Genomic DNA, 19,726 nt, shown 5'->3' with positions numbered 1-19,726 from the left:
ACCGGCCGCGATCAGACGGCCGGACGATCCATCAGGAGACTGGGATGCACGATTCCCTGCCCGACACCAAGGGCTCGCTGACGCCGCTGCGCGAGTTCATTACCGGCTTGTCCGCGTTGCTCCACCAGCAGCCCGACGAATCCCGGATTCTTGCCGAAGGCGGCGCGCTGCTTGCGCGACTGGTTGCCCGTGACGACTGGCTGCCCGATGCCTTTGCCCAACCGCACCCGGAGTACTACCAGCAGGTGCTGCTGCATTGCGATTCCGCAGAGCGTTTCTCGGTCGTCAGCTTTGTCTGGGGCCCGGGGCAGCGCACGCCAATCCACGACCACACCGTGTGGGGGCTGATCGGCATGCTGCGCGGCGCGGAGTATTCGCAGCCGTTTGCGCTCGATGCCGACGGCAAGCCGCGTCCGCAGGGCGAGCCGATTCGCCTCGAACCAGGGCACGTCGAGGCCGTATCGCCGACGGTGGGCGATATCCATCGTGTGCACAACGCCTATGACGACCGCGTGTCGATCAGCATCCATGTGTACGGCGCCAATATCGGCGCGGTACGTCGCCATGTGTATCCGGAAGAGGGCGGCCGCAAGGCGTTCATCTCCGGCTATTCCAACCAGACACTCCCCAACCCATGGGACCGATCGAAGGACCCTGCAGCGTCATGACCGATTTCCATCAAGCATTCCCGACCACGACGAGCCTGGCGGTGCGCCAGGCATTGCTGGACCGCACCGAGATCGCACTGATCGACGTGCGCGAGGAAGACCCGTTCGCGCAGCAGCATCCGCTGTGGGCGACGAATTTCCCGCTGTCGAAGCTGGAACTGCAAGCGTGGTCGCGCATCCCGCGCCGCGATACGCGGATCGTGGTCTATGGCGAGCACGATGGCGTGGACCTGGCGCCGCGCGCGGCTGCCGTGCTGCGTGAGTTGGGCTATACGGAGGTTTCGCTGCTGGACGGTGGGCTGGCCGCATGGATCGCGGCGGGCGGCGAAGTGTTCCGCGACGTCAACGTGCCGAGCAAATCATTCGGCGAGCTGGTGGAGGCCAAGCGTCATACGCCTTCCCTGCCGGCGCAGGCGGTGCAGGCGCTGATCGACGCCAAGGCCGATGTGGTGATCGTCGACGCGCGCCGCTTTGACGAATACCAGACCATGAGCATTCCCACAGCCACGAGCGTGCCCGGCGCGGAGCTGGTGTTGCGCGTGCGCGAGCTGGCGCCGGACCCGAAGACGCGGGTCATCGTCAATTGCGCGGGCCGTACGCGCAGCATCATCGGCACGCAATCGCTGATCAATGCGGGCATTCCGAACCCGGTGGCGGCGCTGCGCAACGGGACGATTGGCTGGACGCTGGCCGGGCAGGTGCTGGACCACGGGGCCAGTCGCCGCGCGCCGGCCGTGGTCGACGCCGCCAATCGCGATCTCGCGCGCAGCGGCGCACGCGAAATCGCGGCGCGTGCCGGGGTGCGGCGCATTGCCCATGACGCGGTGGAATCGTTGCAGGAAGCGGGGCGCACGCTGTTTCGGTTCGATGTCCGTACGCCGGAGGAGTTTGCCGATGGCCACCTGCCGGGCTTCACCAACGCGCCCGGGGGCCAGCTGGTGCAGGAGACCGACCATGTCGCGCCGGTGCGTGGCGCCCGCATCGTGCTGGCCGACGACGACGGCGTACGCGCGGACATGACGGCGTCGTGGCTGGCGCAGATGGGCTGGGATGTGGCGGTCGTCGATCCGGTACCCGACGCCGGGCGAAGCGAGCGTGGCGCGACGAGCGTGCCGGTGCCGGAGTCTGCACCGGTGGCAACGGTATCGCCGGCGACGCTGGCCGATTGGCTGGCGGAGGCGGGGAAAGACGAGATCGCCGTGCTGGACGTCACCGCGAGTGCGAACTACGTGAAGCGGCATATCCCGGGCGCCTGGTTCGTCATCCGCGCGCAACTGGAGCAGGCGCTGGCGAATATTCCATCGGCGAAGCGTTACGTGCTGACTTGCGGAACGAGCCAGCTGGCGCGGTTTGCCGCAGCGGACCTGAAGCGGCTGACGTCGGCGGAGGTTGTGGTGCTGGAAGGCGGCACCGCCGCGTGGATCGAGGCTGGCCTGCTGCTGGAGCAGGGCGAGACACACCTGGCCGTGCCGCGCACGGATCGCTATCGTCGCCCCTACGAGGGCACCGACAACGCGACAGCGGCGATGCAGGCTTATCTGGATTGGGAATTCGGACTGATCGCCCAGCTCGAACGGGACCAGACGCATTTCTTTGGGGTGGTTTGAGCGAGGGCGGGGCGGGGGAGGCGGGGAAGCGGCCCCGCCACGTGCGACAGGCAGGAATGCCGCGCCTGTTGCTAGATGATCGATGCGACGCGGTTGTTGCGCCCCAGGTTTTGGATCGCAGCGATAAGGTTATCGTATGCGTCCCTGTCAACGCCCTCCACGGCATTCCAGATCTTGACGCGATCGAACATGCTGCTGCTAATCTCGAATGCCGCATCTTCGATCTTGTGAAATGTGCGTTTATCATGCTCGCGACTTGAGCCGGGAACATCTTCATACACAATGATCCGGATTTGGTTCGCCAAACTTTCTGCAAGTTCGCGGATTTCCCCTTGGTTCTTTTCACCAAAGGGCAAATCGTGAATGTTGGCAGGCTTTTTCTTGAACAATCCAAGCATAATTAAACTCGATCTCGATATTGCGTTTGATCTGGTTGCCACTCAGAATCGGTTCGATTCTGTGTACGTGGCAATCACTTTTGAAATTCGAAGTATCCGAATAAAACAGCGGTAGCCAAAAGGCAGAGAGTCAGAAAGGCAAGCGCGGCGGTGGCGGAAAGACAGAGGGCCAAAGGGGCGAGCGCGCTGGCGATAATCCGTTTCATTTTCAGATACTCAGAGAATCAAGAGGGGAAGTCGGATGCGTAACCGGCAATAAACGCACCCATTGCGATGTTCCTGGAGTCGATTCTTTCGGCATGTTCAGTCAAATCCACGCATTTGAAGTTGGCACCGAAGGTAGAGGCCGCATGCGCGGCAGGAGCGAGGGTAGAGGGTAGAGGCCGCGATGAGTGCAGCGATAATGATCCTTTTCATGGTGTGTTCGTTTATTGCATCTGAATCCAACAAACTCACTACCCAAGATAGGCATAGCGACAAGGCACAACTTTGCATGGGCTGCCCGTGGCTTTGCATTTGATGCCAAGTGTCGATAAATCCGCTTTTGTAGCGGGCTGGCCGTCCCATCCCAGCCGCGCCAACACGCAGAGCGGAGGGAACTAGGGGGCGGGAGGACAGTGGGCCGGAAGTGGGCGTGCGTCGCGCAGGAGTCGCACGGTGGTACGCATCGCCCTGAGAGCCGAAACGCGCGTATGGCGCTCCCGGCTCATCAGCGAGATCACATCAGACAGCCGCGCTCCAGCAAACGTACGGCTGGAGGCAGTAAGGGAAACGGAAAAGATTGCGTCCACCCTGCCGAAGCCGGAGCGGATGCAGGCGGGCAGCGAGAGGGGGGTATGCCGGGAACGTGGACGCGGGAGCGATGCGAAAGGTCAGAATAGCAAAACGGCCTACGAGGCGCGAACCTTGTAAGCCGTTGATTTTTGCTACCAAATTCTGGTGGTGGTACAGCGACCGAATCGATGCATAATGATCTATATAAATCAATGACTTATAAGTTTATTAGATCGTGCATACCCCATTGCATACCCTAAAAAGGCAGAAGGGCGCTTGGTAAGCCGCGGAGCGTCACGGTTTGTCGGGCGGCGGCGCAGCAGTCAGGTCTCGGCGTTGTGCGTGCTCTCTGTGTGCCGTCGCCGCACATTGTCGACCGCACCAACACAATGCGCGTTTCACATGTGAGGGCCTATCGTTGCGCCAAGCTACACGACGTCGTAATCGAACACGCATGCGGCAAGCACATCCGTTGCTGCGTACGGGCCCCGCCCGCCGCCCCTCAAGCGCTGACGCTCCGATATCAGATGTAGATGTTTGCGCGCGCGAGAGCCCACGACGTAGAGCAACTTTCGGGCGCTGCTGATTCCTTCGTCTGCGTCCGCTTCTTCGCTGAAATGGGGGACCATTCCCTGCAGCAGCCCGAAGGCTATTACCACGTCGAACTCGGCACCCTTGACACCATGGATTGTGTTGACAGTGATACCACTCCGGTGCTGGAAGACTTTGCGGAAGAAGTCGATGCCTCCGATGTACGCGGCACCCTCCCTCCGTAGTCGCGCGATCTTCGCGGCAGAACTGTCGAAGAATGCTTGGTGATGCTCTGAGAGCAACCTGTGAGACTGCCAATCGACACCGAGGCGATCCATCAATGAGGTGAAGTACTCTCTAAGATATTGCAGGCCGTCAAGCTGATTCAGATGGATGGAGTTGCTTTCCCGAAGTAGCAGCTTGGCAGTTAGCATCCGAGTGTCGATCCCTTCATTGCCAAGGTCTTTAATTACCTCTGTCGCCCACCGCATGCGCCGCACATGTTGCGAGGGAGATGCATCCGTGAGTGCGATCCGCGACAACCGGTACCAGAAGTTCTCCTGATCCCGGCTGAATGGGATCATGCCTGGGCCGTCGAATTGATACTCAGGTAAAGCACCTGCCAGTCGGCGTGTCACTCCGGCCAACAAAATCCACCATGGCGCAACAACACAGATCTGTTCCGCAGCAAAGCCCTGAGCGGTGCTTAGCCTGATCAGTCTCACAAGCTCAGCTTCGAGCTGGTCTCTCTCCAAATTGGTGTTGTAGCTGATACGGCTTGGGAACGCTCGGTCGAATGAGGCCCCTCGAATTCCGGTTGGATACACAGTGAAATTCGAGAAATATCTGATTAGCCGGTCCGTAGATCGATAGTTTTCAGACAGCACACGCTCGTCCATTCGGACACCGCACAGCTGCCGTAACTCGGCAACTGGCATCGCGAAGCCACCTAGCGAGCCAAAGATTGCTTGGTTAGGGTCGCCCACAACAAACAGCTTTGATCGCTCAGCTCCAGCCCTCGCGATGGCGGCAACGATGGAGTATTGAATCCTTTTCGTGTCCTGATACTCGTCGATCAGTATCCACGGGAAGATGTTTGCCAAAACCTTAGAAATCTGTGGTTGGCTTTGAATCAGGCGCGACGCATAGAAGAGGATCTGTTCAAAGTCAATCTGCCTGTTATCTGACAGGTGGCGGAAGTACAGAGAGAAAATCGCATGAAGACGTTCGTGTTTGCTTTGGTCTCTGCACCCTAAGACATACCCTTCATCGGTGAAATAGTAATCACAGTCCCAATAAGTAATTCCTCGCTGCGTGCGGCATAGATCTTCCAGTAGCCGCTCTTGCTCATGGCCGTCAATGATCCGGAAGCCACGTGCTAAGGCTGGTTCATAAATACCGTAGGGCTTCAGAATCCATTCCAAGCAGAAGGAGTGGATTGTCCCAATCCATAGCTGCGATGTGTCCACGCCAAGCCCTTCGATCCGTTCATGAATCTCGTCGGCCGCTCGGTGCGTATAAGTGAGGGCCACGATAAACTGCCGCTTGCTTTGCAGGCGTGAGAGCTCATAGGCAATCTTATAGGTAAGTGTTCTGGTCTTTCCGCTGCCCGGGCATGCGATCAGGAACACGCTGTTCTCCTCGCGTACAGCCTGCGACTGCTCATCGTTCAGCTCGGTCTGAGTCCATACGAAGGTCATGGCAGATCGCCCAAAAATGCTAGGATCTGATCGCCCGGGAGCCCTATCGCAGCCTCCGCTCTGATGGTGTTGAAGTCAACGCGGCCTGCACGATACTCAAGCAGACGTCCCCAATAGCGCTGCAGCTCTGGAGGTGTGGCGGCTCCGCCAGGGTTGTTCAGTGTCACTCTGTGCTTGAGTATGCTGAAGATAAGTTCGGTGGAAAACGTGCCATGCGCGAAGATGATCGCTTGCCGGATGTAGGGCGGGATCACGGTTTTGTGATCTACTCGCTTGCCGAGAAGAATCGCGAACCACCCCTTGCCTTCATAGTTAGCCATGGTGAGCACGCGCCTTCCAAATTGAGCTGGATCTCCTGAGCTCAGCTCGGCTATGGATTGCGCGCGAGTTGCTGCCTGCGTATAGACATCATTGACCGTTGCAACCACTTGTCCCGTATTTCCGCATGCCACGAAATCAACCTCGAACGTATTGGCAGCATAAAACGCCTTAAGCCATGCATTGTCGGCGGTATGCGCGTCGAGTGCGATCTTGCGAGCTGCACCGGAGGTCTGGGCTCCTAAGAGTTTGCTTTTGAACTTTAATGTTTCGGGATCGTCGCCTGGCGATGGATGCGGGTTCATAAATGCTGCATCGAGGTCAGTGATGATCGAACAACGTCGACGTATTCTAGTCTGATGGAACAGTGCGGATACGTTTGAAAATCCGGTACTGCCGATGTTGACTAGACTCACTCCAAGCTCGTCTAGGCTGACTCCAAGAACCTTCTTCACCATCAACGGGATAAGGATTTCTTCGGCGTCTCCCTCTACTAGAAGGACGCTCTTTGCAAAGAGCAGGTTGCTGCGAACAGCATCGAGGTAACGTTGAACATTGCCCACCTGATCGGCAGCGAGCCCTGCGGCCGGCTGGAACGCTTCGCAAGCAGTTCCGGTGCGCCCTAGGATGTTGACGCTTTGGATGTTGCTCACCTCGGAGATGTGCGTTGAATGCGTCGAGTAGATGATCTGCGCACCGGCATATCCAATGCGATCGAACAGCGTCTTTTGCACATGAGTGTGCAGATGCGCCTCTGGCTCCTCGATGAGCAGGAAGTTCGCAAGCGCTTGGCGTTCGTGCTGGTATTTGAACTCGAGAAGCTTCAGCGTGAGGAAAATGAGATTGGCTCCCCCAAGGCTGAGCTCGTTAATGCTTCCCTCATGACTCGCATCGAACTCACCGACGAAGAGTTTTAGCGACTGAAATAGCAAGTCCGCTTCATCCGGTAGGTCAGACTTGATCGCTAGCAAGGAGGGGGAATACGTCTGGCCAGAAGCGCCATGGATCGTCTCCATGATGTCAGAGCGGACGGTCAGCACATCCCTCAGATTTTCAATCTCTGCGTTTAGCTGTCGTGCGCGGTCTACGACTGGCTGAAATTGCACGGGATCGAGTTGTCCACTTTTGCTTTTCAGCAGTGTAAGGAGCGGATTCGTCCGGTTGTTGTGGAACTCGGATACCACATCGCGTAGAGCCTGAATGAAAGTGAACGACACTTCCTTGGTGACCGACAGCGTGCCCGGAATGCGTGTCCCTAGCTCCGGAAACTCGATCTCGCGGCTGAACACAGCCCTGCCAAAGTCTCCCACAATGCGTCGGTAGACAGCAGGATCCGAGAAATCGGCAACGCTCTTTCCCGTAAATAGCGTTTCGTAGTCGTCGACTGTAACCCGATCAAGGATCGCGTTCATGCCTGGAACGTCAAAATCCGCCAGAGCGGCGAGATTCATTCTGATCTGCTTATTCGGGCGAAATATCAAATTGTAAGTTGCTCGCTCAACCACGCCGCCAGGCTGACCGACTCCCGTGCCATGTAAAAAGAGAGCTTGAATGGCTTCATCCGCGCTGATCTCCTCGAACTCGACGCTGATTATGATCCAATGGCCTCGCCAGGATCCAAGTCCTCGGTAGAAGTCAGATTCATTGAGCCTGTAGGAAGCTCGGACCATGCTGTCATCAAGCATGAGCCTGATCGCTCTTAGGACGTTTGTCTTCCCTGCGCCGTTCTCGCCGATGATCGTATTGACGCCTTTGGTGAATCGCAGGGAGGCGTTACCAAAATTTCGATAATTAACGAGCGTTAGTTTGGAAATGTGCAAGCGTGCCTCCGCATTCTTATGTTGTGTCACACGAGAGCACAAATTATCACAGACTGCTGTGGTAACTGTCGCTGAATATGACAGCAGCCGTCGGCGCTGGCGCACGGGCGGGCGGACGTAGAGCATGCGTCCGACTCTCGATTTATGAAGGCATAGAGATCCCGTGTCGAGTGACGCCGGGCTGTCAAGAATCAGCAGCGCCTACTGAAGAGGCCCACCCAGCCCAGCCGCCGAGGAGCTGCAGCCGCCGATCCTTGAATTGGCTTTGGCAGGGGCTTATGGCGCAGATTGGCGGGCGCCGGGGAAGTTGTTGGCCCATGGCGAGACTGAGCACACCGGCTGAGAAGTGACTGGCGAAAAATGCAGTGGCACCGTGGCAACGCGCGCGCATCGCCGGCGAAGCCATATAAATCAACGGACTAACCCGCCTCGGAATGCCACGAAATTCTGTGTGGCTTCCTTCCGAATCCGTGGCTTAAAAAATAGGCAGTGCCTCGAAACTGTGGCACGTCGCTGTCCGTCCGTTTTCAACGATTCTTTCTCTTTCTCTTTGATTTTAAAAGAGAAAGAAAAGAAGATGAGGGAAGGGAGCTTGAACATTCGGTGTGGCAAATGGCGGCAAAAACGTGGCAAAAGCGGGCGAAGCTGTGTGGCTTGTTTCCTTGGAAATCAAAGGGTTACGGGGCGAGTTACACGCCGCCACGAGTTTTTTCACATTGTGCGGCTTCCAACGGACTAGAGGGAACTCGATGTTGGCCTAGCCAGCGAGGCCGACATCTGTCCGAGAGCGCTGGCGCAGCCAAAAAACAAAAGCCCGCGCATGGCGGGCTTGGAAGAGGGCGCTGCGGGCACTACGGCGGACTTCGAGCGTCTTCGATTTCAGGTATGGCCTCAAGGCCGAGCCGTTCCAGATTCGGCACGCTGATGGCCGTCATATGGGCATGGCGCCGCCCGTGGATGCGCTTTTCAACATCGTCCAGCAGCTTGCCCGCATGCTTGGGGACGACGCCGGATTGCAGCAACTGCTGTTTGAAGATCCGTGCCGTCTTGATGGGCAGCGAATCAAACTTCTGCCGCAAGTGCGGTGCCGTCGAGATATGGTCCATGACGTGGCTCGGCCGCACGAAAAGAGCCATGACCTTGCCTTCATCGGTCTGCACGGTGTCCCAGCAGCGGGGGAACTCAAAGCGGCGTGCCGCAAGCTCGGAAAGCAAGACATCCATTACCCAGAACCACGGCAGGCGTGCACCATCGGTTTCTGCGATGTGTGCGGTCATTTCCGCCAGGACGTCTTCCACAAATCCGCCCTGGTCGACATCGATGTCGGCGAACTCGGCCAACAACGCCCACGCTGTCATGACCGCCGCGTAGTTCTCCATCATGCGCCGCGCGGTGGCGTCAGGCGATGCGACACCGCTGCGTTTCACACACTCAGCGATGAAGGCTTCGTGAAGGTCTCTAATGCGTGCCGGCTCAATGGCGGCAAGAAACTGAAGCCATTCCCATACCGGAAACTGCGGCGTGCTGTGCGGGACGATTGCACCCTGCTTGGCCACCGATAGCGACGTGCGGCAGATTTTCGACTGCAGGCTGGCCACGTCCACTTCTTCACCGGCCAACAAGACGGGGGCGCACATCAGGTATGGCGTGAGAGACGACCCAACACGTGTGAACTCGAAGCGATACGTGGACTGCAGCAGTCCGTCGATGTCCGATAGAACGGCTTTGGGCAGCTTGGAAAACTCATCCCATCCCACGGGCTGCGTAGTCCATGAGACGGAGGCGCGGCGGCGGTGGTCCGTCTTCAGCATCTGGCCAGACAGAACCTGAAAGGCGAGTGTGCTTTGTAGGCTTTCCAGCAGCTTGGATTTTCCCGAGCCCTTTTCGGCTTGCATCTGGAGATGTGGGTAGAACCCGAGAACCGTCTTTAGATGCGTTCCAAGGGTCCACACAAGCCCAATAGCGGCCGCATTGTCTCGGAAGGTCGCCTGATACGCTTTGATGACTGCGCGTGCGTTCTGGCGCGTTCCGCGCGGAAACGTCATGTTGTAATACAGGCATTGCTTCTGCGGCTCAATGAAAAAGCAGTCGCTGCCCTCCAATGCAGCCAGCTCGCCGCCGCGCCACGCTAGTCCAACAAAATTCACCACGTCTCGCGCACCAAGATCGGCGGCGCGCTCCAAAACTGTCACCATTCGGGAGAACTGCGCCGGCATCCAGATATGCCCAAACTTCCCTCGCCACCATTCGAGGTTGTAGAGCTTCTCATCGCCGACAACCTCGCGCTGTAGGACTGCTCCGTGACGCGGAACCTGTGCGCTGATACCGAAGACTGTCTCCGGCTGGTTGTCCGGCGTGCCGTTGATCGTCGCCAGATGGCTTTGAATGCGCAGGCGGGAGAAGCCGGCGATGCGGAACGAACAAAGGTCGCCCACTTCTTCGGAGCGGCGTGGCTGGTCATCATCACCGTCACCCTCTTTGTACTTTTGCACGTATTGCGTGAAGTCTTCCTTGACACGAAAACGCCAGTAGACCGCGAAGTCATGACTCGGTAGAAAAACACGGCGTGTCCCTTCGAGGCGCTCGCCACCTCCCGGCATGCCCGGTATCAGCCAAGGCTCAAGCCGCTTTAACCGCTTGGTCAGTTCATCGGCGCCATGTTGCTGCAGGACATCATTGATATCCTGTCCTTCGTCCCAGTCCTGCATGTCAACGAACATCGCACCGATGTCCGCAGCTGTTAGGGCTTCTGACAGCTTCCATGCAGCCGATAGGCCGGCGCGCAGTCCTGTTTGCTCGTTGACGGCGTCCGTATGATCGAGCGCAATCAAGACGCGCTTACCGCGCAGAAAAGTCCAATCGATCTTGTCCACGTTGGTGGTGCCGCGGATGGCAAGCGCAGCAGTGCCATCGGCAAGATGGCACGACTCGACGGACAGTGCATTGATGGGGCTTTCGACAATAAACACCGTGTGCGCGCGCCGCAGTCGCATGGCATCGCTCGTCCATCCGTGTCCGAGCTTTTCACCTTGGCATTGCGTCTTGACGTTGCCATTCAGTGTGGGATCTGCATACCGAAGGTCCACGGCCACGACGCGACCTGTACCCAATTCGCACACGATGAACGCGGCCGCAGGCCCGCCGTGGCCAACTTCGCCGGCTGGAACCTTGTGGCTTTGCCATGTGTTCCATCCGAGAGTGCCTGCCTTAATGGCGCGGCGCGCGACCGCTTCATCGATGCCTCGGCCCGACAGATAGGAGACCGCAGGGCTTGCATCAGCGCGAGCCTTCTCCGCGATGTATTCCTCAGTGCTTTTCTTCGCTGGAAGCCCTCTGGGTTCGCTACTTGGCATCGGCATGCCATACCACTCGCCAAGCAGCTTGGCGGCGTCCATCGGGCCATCGATCTCGGGCAGGCAATGGATGACAAGGTCGATGCAGGAGCCGCCCGTCTCGGTAGACCAGTCCTTCCAGGAACGTCCGTTGTCATAGATCGAGAGCGAGGGGCTCTTGTCGGTGTGGTGTGGGCTGTGATAGTTGCCCTTGGCGCCGCTGCGCCTCAGGTCTAATCGCTCGGCTACATCGTGCAGATCGATGCTGCGCTTGAGTTCATCAAACCAAGCGCGGAGGGCGGGATTGTGCTGTGTATGCATGGGCGGCCTCACAGCATGTCATGGACATGGCTCAGTGCCTCATCCAATTGTTTTTTAAGTGGGCTGAGCATGCAATGCAGACGGAGGTGAGTAGGGGACCTGTCGCTCTCAAGGTCGAGGAGCCGCAGAATGCCTTCAAGTCCGGCACTTACCCTCAGCAACTCATAGCAACTGTTTTGTGTGGCACCCCGAATGCTCTCGCTCAATGCATTGATTTGGGCAACGGCGCTGGACAGCTCCGCTTTGGATCGACGGTTTGTTGGAAGGATCTGCGACACGAGCTGCGACAGCATGTCGCGTTGGCGGAAGAAGGCGAGCTCGTTTCCCGTCAGATGCTGAGCCTTATGCATGGCGCACCTCCGCTTGGGCGATGGCTGCGACGGCGACCAGTGCGTCGCCAACGATGTCGAGTGATGCACGCTCCGTCGGCGCGTCAACCGCGTCGCGCAGGGCAAGGCGAACAATGGCGAGGATTTGGGGGAAAGCGGTTTGCTCAGAACGAGCGAGGGCATTAGCACGCATTGCGGCCTCCTTGGGTATGTTGGAGGCCCGCCGCTCATTCTCACGTGAGGGGTGGCGGGCCCGACAGCGGGGGTGAGAAACCGGTACCCAAGGTGACCGGCCAGCCCGAAGGCTGCCCCGCCCGGCCCGCCATAGAAGTGTAGGCGCGCACGTGCGCTACGGACGAAAAAAATGCCGCATGGGCGGCTGTCCGCCTTGGGTTGTTTCGGGTTCTCACGCCCGGCCGCCTTTGTTTCGGCGACGGTTGAATTCTTCATCATCTGCTTCAGGGTGTCAAGGTTGCTATCTCCCCGGCCTCACTTGGGCGGAAAGTGGTTGGATCGCGACCTGGTCGCGTGCCGGCACTGCGTTGGCCGAGCGCCCGGCAAGCTGTCGGGCGATGTCCGGGTCGGGGATGCTGCTTGGAGACAGGGTCCGCACCACTTCGACCAGGCTGACAAACGTGTGCCCGCAGTCGAGGTTTGTGCACTGGCAGTAAAGCTCCCGCGTCATGCGGGAAACCGGGCGGCTGGAGCGAATATTCGATTTCGAGCCGCAGTGAGGGCAGTCCATTCTCATAGGAAACAAGTGCTCCTTTGCGGGGCGGCGTCCAGCGGCCACCGCCCGTGCGCAGTGATGTCAGCAGTCGGTTGCGATGGTGTCGCCGTGTTTCGACGAGTACCGCTCAGTGTTTTCGGTCAGACGGGCACTGTCGGAGCGGGAGAACATGTGTTCGCAGCGCAAGTTCTTGCAGCGATACAGCGCCTCACGATTCCCACTGCCGCATTCAACGTAGCCTTCGGCGGGTGTCAGGGCACGGCACTTCGGACATTTTTCTGCTTGCATCATGTTTCCTTAGGAGAGAGTGTCCGCAGCGGCCTCACGGAGCTGTGCTTTGCGCTTGGAAAGTTCAGTGCGCACCCTTTGCACCGTCGCCGCGTAGGCCGGCGGGAAATTGGCACGCCCGGAGGGGCGCTCGATGTTGGAGAGCACGTGGTCGTGCGCAGAAGTCTTGCCATATTCCTTGACGCACTTGCGAACGACCGAGAAGGCTTCTTCGAGAGCTGCGTCCATTGCGGACGCGTAGCCCAGCTTTTCCCATTGCGCGCCGCCTGGGTCTCGCGCTTGGCACGAGTACGCGTCCGCAAGAATATGAATCGCATGGGCAAAGGGCTGGAGCGTCTGACTGCTGGAGCGCAGCAGCTCTTCTGCATGCTGACTTACAAGTCCTGTGTAGGCGTACGATTCCGCGAGATGCGCGACGCGAGCTTCGAGCGTTGCTTCATCTAATGCAAGCTGAACTTCGGCGATGATGGACCGGTAGTCCTCCGCAAGCGTGTAAGCAGCGCGCTCTTTTCCCTTCAGGTCGCGAAGCTGCTTCATCGACGCATCCGAATCGCGCATCAGTGACGCTGCTTCGTTGCGCGCGGCAAGCGCTTCAGCATCTGCAGCTTGTGCGGCCTTGGTGTGCTTCTCCAAGTCCGCTTTCATTCTGTTCGCTGTGCCTACGGCAGATTCGAATGCGGTCGCCGCGTTGCGGTATCGGTCCAAGGCTGTCTGGACTTCCTGGTTGGGTGGTTGTGTGGTCATAGTGGTATGGGTTACGGCCGACGTGATGCAATGCGTGACTGCATCCATTGCCTGATCTCGCTAGAAAGCCAGGCCACGCTCTTTCCCGCCAGCGGCACGGGCTTCGGGAAATCTCCGCGTCGGATGCGGTCGTAAATGGACGATGCTGACATCCCGCACACGGCCGTGACTTCGGGCAGTCGCATGAAGCGTTCCCCCTCCGCTACTCCCGCGTCGTGCAGGACGAGGCCGGGAGTAATGCGAGCGGCAGGCGCTCTAGCTTGCGAGCTGATCATCTGTCTTCCTCATCAATGTTCAAAGATTCGAGAAACATCGCTCGGAGTTCCTCGGCGTCGCTCGTTGTTGCTCAGAGCAGCTCACAGTGTCTTGAGCGCGCGCAACTAATGGCAATAGCGCGCTGTTGTGGTGACGCCGTTTACAACATGCGCTCCGGTCTGAGTGGCTCGGGGCAAGGGGGCGATCGCGTGTCGCATGTGAAAGCAACGTGCTCCGAGCTGGCCGTGGCAAATCGCGGCCTTACGGTTGGGGCCGTCAGTGCTCTGCACCGTCAGCGCGCCGTGGAGACCCCGCCTCACCCGCGCGCTTCATCGAGTGGTTTTTATGCACTCATGTAGAGACAGAGATCCGCCCCGGCGCTGACTTGGAAGGTCGGCGACACCGTGCAAGGAATTACGCAGATTTACGCACCTCGGGCAGTGTTTGACGGTAGCGGAGGGTCGGGCTCCCACGGCGGTATTTGAGTTGCCGGAAGTGGTGGGTCGCCGACGATGACATCGTGTGTGGCCTGAAGCCACAGACTTTTGGCCGTGAGTTGCGGCGTTGCCTGGGGATGGCTGGTAAGGACATCGACAACGGCATCGCTAAGCGCATCGACAAGAGAAGCGTCGGACGGTCCGCTATACCATCTGTCAATATGCCGTCGGACAATCCTGCCGACGATGTCCGGCCTCATCGCTGTCCGATGTGGCGCTGGGCCAGCGTGCATCAATTGCAACTGGTCCTGTATGTGCTGAAGAAAGCCTTGCGCTTCCTCACGATGAAGGCCACCTAAGGCTACGAGCTGCCGATGCAGCTCCGAGTAGGGCATGCACGCACCGTTTGTCGCGCATGCGTCTACGCGAGTGAGATACCGTGCTGCTGCCTGAGCACCCGAAAGAAGCGCACGCGAATTCGTTTGGGCTGTCATTGGGCTTCTCGAACTTCGGGGGTGAAGTTTGCAGGGTCGGCAATCCAGGTGTGGACTGCTGAGAAATCGTAAAGGGTGCACCGTTCGGAGAGGCGGCGGCCGGCAGGGGCTTTACCTACCTTGATCAGGTTTCGCCAGGTGTCCCGGCTAACCCCTACGAACGGAGCGATGTCACGCCAACGGCCCAAGCCGACTCGAGGAAGTGACGTGAGCATGTCGGGCTGCGCTCGGCGGCCCTCGGTAGTCGCCTTTGCGGCGGGTGTGCGCTTTGAGGTCTTGGCCATCATCGACATAGTTAGCCCGAAGCGGGCAAAGTTGTTGATGACCGCAGAGTAGGGACAGCAGCACTTTGGCGTAAGCCCAGTTGCTAACTATCGTCTGATGATGCTTGGCATTCGCTGTCTGTTGCTCGGCAAAAGGCAAAACGGTGTTGAGACTACATCTTGGTCGGTTTGCTTTCGGCGCCCATCAATTGAAGGAGGGCCTGTTGTTCTGCCACTTCGCAACATCTGCACCCGCATACCAGCGTCAAGGGTGAAGGGGCGCAAAGGGCTATTCGGTGACCTGGGTGTCCGGCGTGACCGCTGCTTCTGTTCGAGGCGAACTGGCGGCAAGCTTTTTCTTCTCGGCAGAAACATATCGCGCCAAGTTTCCATGCCCGACTGTGACGTTGAACTTCGTGCGCAGGATTTCAGCGGCACGCTCTGACGACAGCCCCGGGTGGACTTGTTCTCTCCAGATCTGCATCGCTTTTGCCCTGTCTTCTTTGCGCTGCGAGGCAAGCCCCAACGCGCCACTTCTTGCGCCGGCCTTCCTGAACTCCCTCGACTGGAGAAAGCCACTTGCTATACCGAGTTCCTTGCCGGCTTGCCGAACACAGCTGACGAGGTACCTGATGTCTGCGCTCTCGAGGCCGCTTTCGGCCATGGCGAGTTCCATGGATGCCTGAGCCAGAGCATAAAAGATCCCTCCGTTGTAGGCGCTTTTGGGTCGGAGCTGATCGAGGAATGGCGCCACCGAATCGATTCGCTCCTGTATGCGCCCGATATCGCCGCCGTGTATGTAGATGGCTAGAGGGTCATCGTCTCGTAGGTCGTCTTCATTGCGCGGGCGATTAACGTATCCGTCGCCAAAGAAGTTCTCTGCGGCCGGTCCCTTGAGCACGTCGATGTACTGCTGCAGGTCGAGATTGAACGCTTCCTCGAAGGTCTCTCTGAGCTCGCAACGCAAGTCTCTCAATTCGTTTTGCAGTCGAGCGTGGAGTTCTTTCGTGATGTGTGCCATATGTCGCGATCTTGTATCTCTTTATGCGGCGTCGCGCTCGGGCAAGCTTGTGGCCCGCGCGCGTTGGTCGATGTAATCCGCCCACCATTGCATCACGCGGCGTCGTTCCGGAAGGTACTTTGCGTGGTTGTAGGCGGCGATGGTCTTGTTGGTCTCCTTGTGAGACAACTGTGCTTCGATGACGCGAGGATCGAAATGTCCCGATTCATTGAGTAGCGTGGACGCAAGTCCGCGCAGACCATGAACGGTCTGCTGTCCCTTGAAACCGATGGAGTGGAAAACCTTGTTCATCGCTTCGCCAGTAATTGGACGGAGCACGCTGACGGCGCCGGGGAAGAGCAGCGCGAAGTGGCCGCTGTACTGCTTCAAGTCTTCGAGGAGCGCGATGGTTTGGCGTGCTAGAGGGACGACATGGGGCGCGCCGGATTGTTTATGCCAGAGGCGGCCTTTCATGCGGCCTGCAGGCACATGCCACTCGGCGTTCTCAAAGTCGAACTCTTTCCATTCGGCATACCGAAGCTCGCCACCACGAATGAACGTGAGTGCAGCCAGTTTGACGGCGGCAATTGTCTCTGGCCGACCTGAGTAACCATCGATGCGCCGGAGAAGGTCCGGCAGCTGTGTGTCGGCAACGTGGGGATAGTGTTGAACTGGCGGACGAGGCTTGAGCTGCGCTGCCATGCCGGCCGAGGCGTCTGTCGAAACTCGGCCCGTGCCGATGGCGTACTGGAACACCTGGCCAGCCGTCACTAAGGCTCGGCGAGGCATCTCATATGCGCCCCGGCTTTCGATCTTGCGAACGACGCCGAGAAGGTAAGCGGGAGTAATGGACGCGATGGGGTGGTTGCCCAAGTCCGGATACAAATCTCGTTCGAGCAGCTGCTTGGTCTTCTGAGCGTAGTTCGCGCTCCAGGTGTCGCGGCGATGGTCAAGCCATTCTTCCGCGACAGCCCGGAAGGTGTTTCTCGATGCGGTGGCGACGGCCGCGCGAGCAACATCGCGTGCCAGTGCCGGATCCGTACCTGCCGTGATCTGGGCGCGAGCTTCTTCACGCCGTTCGCGAGCTGCGCTGAGGCTGACTGCCGGATAGTCGCCAAAGGTCAGGAGGTTTTCTGACTTGCCGCCTGGCTTCTGATATTTCATGCGCCATTTCTTGGCGCCGCTCGGAAGGACTTCGAGATAGAGACCGCCGCCGTCCCGGAGGCGGTTGTTACCTTCCGGGCTGTACTTGGCGTGTCGGCATTGAATGTCGGAGAGGGGCAGGATTCGCTTCGGCATTTTTCGGGTAAAAGTGCGTACCCTGAAAACTATACCCCCATACCCGGATCCATACCCCAAAACGTGACCGTTGCTACGCGTCAACGTCGGGCAAACCACGTAACAAAAAACCCCGGAAGCCGCTTGGCGCCGGGGTTTTCAGGCAACGTTAGGTGTTGCTAACCATTATACTGGTGGGTGGTACAGGGATTGAACCTGTGACCCCTGCCGTGTGAAGGCAGTGCTCTACCGCTGAGCTAACCACCCCTTTCTGCGCCGTCACCGTTGTTGCTGGTGTCGTGCAGCGGAGAAACGAGATTATGCCGACGGGGCTGTATCTTGTAAAGCCCTTTTTTTAACTTTCTGAGCGGGGCCGGATCGGCGAAATCACGCGGCGGGATCACACGCGCAGAGCGCTTACTGGATCGTGGCTTCGGGCGGCGGTGCGGCTTGCCATACTGTCTTGCCGCCGCTGGCCTTGTCCAGTTCCTTCAGCACGCTTACATGCGCCGACACTTCGGCCTCCGTGGCAAGCAGGACCGGCAGCGTCAGGGTGGAGAGATCGGTGGCGGCCCGGGCATCGCCACCCGCCGTGCCGCCTTCCAGCATGTCGATCACCAGCGAATTCTGGCCGCGGGTCATCGCCAGGTAGACCTCGGCCAGCAATTCCGCATCGAGCAATGCGCCGTGCAGTGTGCGGTGGGCGTTGCTGATGCCCAGGCGGTCGCACAGGGCGTCGAGCGAATTGCGCTTGCCGGGGAACATCTGGCGGGCCTCGCGCAGCGTGTCGATCACGTTGCCGGCGTGCTGGCGGAATGGCGGCAAGCCCAGCAACTGGAATTCCATGTCAAGGAATCCCAGATCGAACGCGGCGTTGTGGATGATCAACTCGGCGTCCTGCACGAAATCGCGGATGTCATGGACGACGTCCGCGAACTTCGGCTTGTCGGCCAGGAATTCGAGCGTGATGCCGTGCACGGCGATCGCGTCTTCGTGGATGTCGCGCTCGGGATTGACGTAGTAGTGCAGGTGGCGGCCGGTCAGGCGCCGGTTCACCATTTCCACGCAGCCGATTTCGATCAGGCGATCGCCGGTGGCGTGGTTCAGGCCGGTGGTTTCGGTATCGAGGACGATCTGTCGCATGGCGGGCATTCTAACGGAGAGGGCAGGCCGGGGCGTCACACGTTGATCGACGCCACGCCACGGTTGGCCAGCGCGTCGGCGCGTTCATTGCCCGGGTGGCCATTGTGGCCGCGCACCCAGTGCCAGGAAATGGTGTGCGGCTGCCGGGCTTCGTCCAGTTGCTGCCACAGGTCGGCGTTCTTCACCGGTTTCTTGTCGGCGGTCTTCCAGCCGCGGGCCTTCCAGCCGGTGATCCACTCGCTGATGCCTTTTTGCACGTACTGTGAATCCGTGTAGACCTGGACCACGCACGGCCGCTTGAGCGCACGCAGGGCCTCGATCACGGCGGTCAGTTCCATGCGGTTATTGGTGGTCGGGTTCTCGCCGCCGAACAGTTCTTTCTCACTGGTGCCGGCGACGAGCACAGCGCCCCAGCCCCCGGGGCCAGGGTTGCCCTTGCAGGCGCCGTCGGAATAAATGGTGACTTCTTGCATTGGATGGGAGGTATTCGGGAGTCTCAGGCATCGTCGCCCGGCGTCTTGCCGTGCGTGCCGGTAGGCGTGGCCACGGGGGCGGCCACAGGTGTCAGGGTGGGCTTGGCGGTCTTCCAGGCCGGCCCGACCAGGCGGATGTTCTTGACCCGCTTGACGGCCGAGATCATGTAAACCGCGCCGAAGATCGGCCACCAGCGGTCGCCGGCCTTTTCCATGAAGGCCGTGCGCTGAATCCAGCGGTCGGTCCGGTAGGGCGGGCAATAACAGCCGAAGCGGCCGCGGATGATATCGAACCCCAGCAGCTTGAGCCAGTCCTTGATCCGCACAAAGCCGATGGTCTGGGCGTCGCTGGGCAGGAAGGATGATGCGCCCAGGCGGTTCAGGCCCTGCCGCGCGCCCCACAGGCTCATCGGGTTGAAGCAGGTCACCACCACGCGGCCCTCGGGCATCAGCACACGGGAGACCTCCCGCAGCACTTCGTGCGGGTCTTCGGAAAATTCCAGGATATGGGGCAGGGTGACGAGGTCGATGCTTTGCGTGTCGAACGGCAGCTCGTCAAAGCGGCAAAGGAGCTGCCGGGCGTCCGGGTGGGTCTCGCTCGGGCCGTGCGGGCCAAAGCGGCCATCGAGCGCCAGCGCCGAGAACGGCATGCGGTTCTCGCGCAGCGTGTCGATGGCGGGCAACCCCATCTGGACCGCGTGATAGCCGAAGATGTCCGCGACGATCCGGTCGTACTGCCGGCCTTCCCATTGCAGCACATACTGCCCGGGAGGCGAGGCCAGCCAGTCTTCCCAATTTATAATCGGACGGTTGGACATAGGAG

Annotated in this window: 18 protein-coding genes and 1 tRNA gene; 3 read left to right on the top strand and 16 right to left on the bottom strand. The window is 59.4% G+C overall.

Going from position 1 to position 19,726, the window contains the following annotated elements:
- Window positions 1-44: 44 nt before the first annotated feature.
- Complete coding sequence (locus BLR29_RS02670; protein ID WP_092134409.1) at window positions 45-668, top strand: cysteine dioxygenase family protein; 624 nt, start codon at window positions 45-47, stop codon at window positions 666-668.
- Window positions 665-2,275, top strand: a complete 1,611-nt coding sequence (locus tag BLR29_RS02665) for a rhodanese-related sulfurtransferase (protein WP_092134407.1) — start codon at window positions 665-667, stop codon at window positions 2,273-2,275. Before BLR29_RS02670 ends, BLR29_RS02665 begins: the two co-directional genes overlap by 4 nt.
- Before the next feature lie 71 nt (window positions 2,276-2,346).
- Here the strand turns inward: BLR29_RS02665 and BLR29_RS02660 are convergent, their stop codons facing one another.
- The 10 genes from BLR29_RS02660 to BLR29_RS02620 form a co-directional block, all read right to left on the bottom strand.
- Complete coding sequence (locus tag BLR29_RS02660) at window positions 2,347-2,673, bottom strand: hypothetical protein (RefSeq protein WP_092134406.1); 327 nt, start codon at window positions 2,671-2,673, stop codon at window positions 2,347-2,349.
- A 1,202-nt stretch (window positions 2,674-3,875) separates the two neighbouring features.
- The gene (locus BLR29_RS02655; RefSeq protein ID WP_092134405.1) at window positions 3,876-5,678 is read right to left on the bottom strand and encodes a UvrD-helicase domain-containing protein; all 1,803 of its coding nucleotides are present in this window, start codon (window positions 5,676-5,678) and stop codon (window positions 3,876-3,878) included.
- Window positions 5,675-7,816, bottom strand: a complete 2,142-nt coding sequence (locus tag BLR29_RS02650; protein ID WP_092134403.1) for an ATP-dependent nuclease — start codon at window positions 7,814-7,816, stop codon at window positions 5,675-5,677. The genes BLR29_RS02655 and BLR29_RS02650 overlap by 4 nt, the downstream gene beginning before the upstream one ends.
- 851 nt (window positions 7,817-8,667) lie before the next feature.
- On the bottom strand, window positions 8,668-11,469 hold the full coding sequence (locus BLR29_RS02645; protein WP_092134401.1) for a toprim domain-containing protein: 2,802 nt from the start codon (window positions 11,467-11,469) through the stop codon (window positions 8,668-8,670).
- Between the two features lie 8 nt (window positions 11,470-11,477).
- A complete protein-coding gene (locus BLR29_RS02640; protein ID WP_092134400.1) occupies window positions 11,478-11,819 on the bottom strand; it encodes a DUF1484 family protein in 342 nt (113 codons plus the stop codon).
- Entirely contained in the window at window positions 11,812-11,991 is a 180-nt protein-coding gene (locus BLR29_RS02635; RefSeq protein ID WP_092134398.1) for a hypothetical protein, read from the bottom strand. The genes BLR29_RS02640 and BLR29_RS02635 overlap by 8 nt, the downstream gene beginning before the upstream one ends.
- 282 nt (window positions 11,992-12,273) lie before the next feature.
- Window positions 12,274-12,543 carry an Ogr/Delta-like zinc finger protein gene (locus BLR29_RS02630; RefSeq protein ID WP_255371105.1) on the bottom strand — a complete coding sequence of 90 codons (270 nt, stop codon included), beginning with the start codon at window positions 12,541-12,543 and terminating at the stop codon, window positions 12,274-12,276.
- A gap of 66 nt (window positions 12,544-12,609) precedes the next feature.
- Complete coding sequence (locus BLR29_RS31850) at window positions 12,610-12,819, bottom strand: hypothetical protein (RefSeq protein ID WP_143018408.1); 210 nt, start codon at window positions 12,817-12,819, stop codon at window positions 12,610-12,612.
- Window positions 12,820-12,825: 6 nt separating this feature from the next.
- Window positions 12,826-13,449, bottom strand: a complete 624-nt coding sequence (locus tag BLR29_RS02625; RefSeq protein WP_143018407.1) for a hypothetical protein — start codon at window positions 13,447-13,449, stop codon at window positions 12,826-12,828.
- Between the two features lie 122 nt (window positions 13,450-13,571).
- Entirely contained in the window at window positions 13,572-13,745 is a 174-nt protein-coding gene (locus tag BLR29_RS02620; protein WP_255371065.1) for a helix-turn-helix transcriptional regulator, read from the bottom strand.
- A gap of 644 nt (window positions 13,746-14,389) precedes the next feature.
- Between BLR29_RS02620 and BLR29_RS31845 the strand changes: the two genes are divergently transcribed.
- The gene (locus tag BLR29_RS31845) at window positions 14,390-14,611 is read left to right on the top strand and encodes a hypothetical protein (protein WP_143018406.1); all 222 of its coding nucleotides are present in this window, start codon (window positions 14,390-14,392) and stop codon (window positions 14,609-14,611) included.
- 687 nt (window positions 14,612-15,298) lie between these two features.
- Here BLR29_RS31845 and BLR29_RS02610 read toward each other — a convergent pair.
- The 6 genes from BLR29_RS02610 to BLR29_RS02585 all read right to left on the bottom strand — a co-directional run bounded on the left by BLR29_RS02610 (window position 15,299) and on the right by BLR29_RS02585 (window position 19,721).
- A complete protein-coding gene (locus BLR29_RS02610) occupies window positions 15,299-16,030 on the bottom strand; it encodes a hypothetical protein (RefSeq protein WP_092134390.1) in 732 nt (243 codons plus the stop codon).
- Window positions 16,031-16,051: 21 nt separating this feature from the next.
- Entirely contained in the window at window positions 16,052-17,308 is a 1,257-nt protein-coding gene (locus tag BLR29_RS02605; RefSeq protein WP_092134389.1) for a tyrosine-type recombinase/integrase, read from the bottom strand.
- A 171-nt stretch (window positions 17,309-17,479) separates the two neighbouring features.
- Window positions 17,480-17,554, bottom strand: a tRNA-Val gene (locus BLR29_RS02600).
- Between the two features lie 150 nt (window positions 17,555-17,704).
- On the bottom strand, window positions 17,705-18,430 hold the full coding sequence (gene dnaQ / locus BLR29_RS02595; RefSeq protein ID WP_092134387.1) for a DNA polymerase III subunit epsilon: 726 nt from the start codon (window positions 18,428-18,430) through the stop codon (window positions 17,705-17,707).
- A 35-nt stretch (window positions 18,431-18,465) separates the two neighbouring features.
- Window positions 18,466-18,903 carry a ribonuclease HI gene (gene rnhA / locus BLR29_RS02590; RefSeq protein ID WP_092134386.1) on the bottom strand — a complete coding sequence of 146 codons (438 nt, stop codon included), beginning with the start codon at window positions 18,901-18,903 and terminating at the stop codon, window positions 18,466-18,468.
- Window positions 18,904-18,926: 23 nt separating this feature from the next.
- Window positions 18,927-19,721, bottom strand: coding sequence for a class I SAM-dependent methyltransferase (locus tag BLR29_RS02585; protein WP_092134384.1), 795 nt, complete (start codon window positions 19,719-19,721; stop codon window positions 18,927-18,929).
- Window positions 19,722-19,726 lie beyond the last annotated feature (5 nt).

The sequence above is a fragment of the Cupriavidus sp. YR651 genome, from assembly GCF_900101625.1.
GTDB lineage: Bacteria > Pseudomonadota > Gammaproteobacteria > Burkholderiales > Burkholderiaceae > Cupriavidus.
This window is presented reverse-complemented; position numbering and strand designations above follow the sequence as displayed.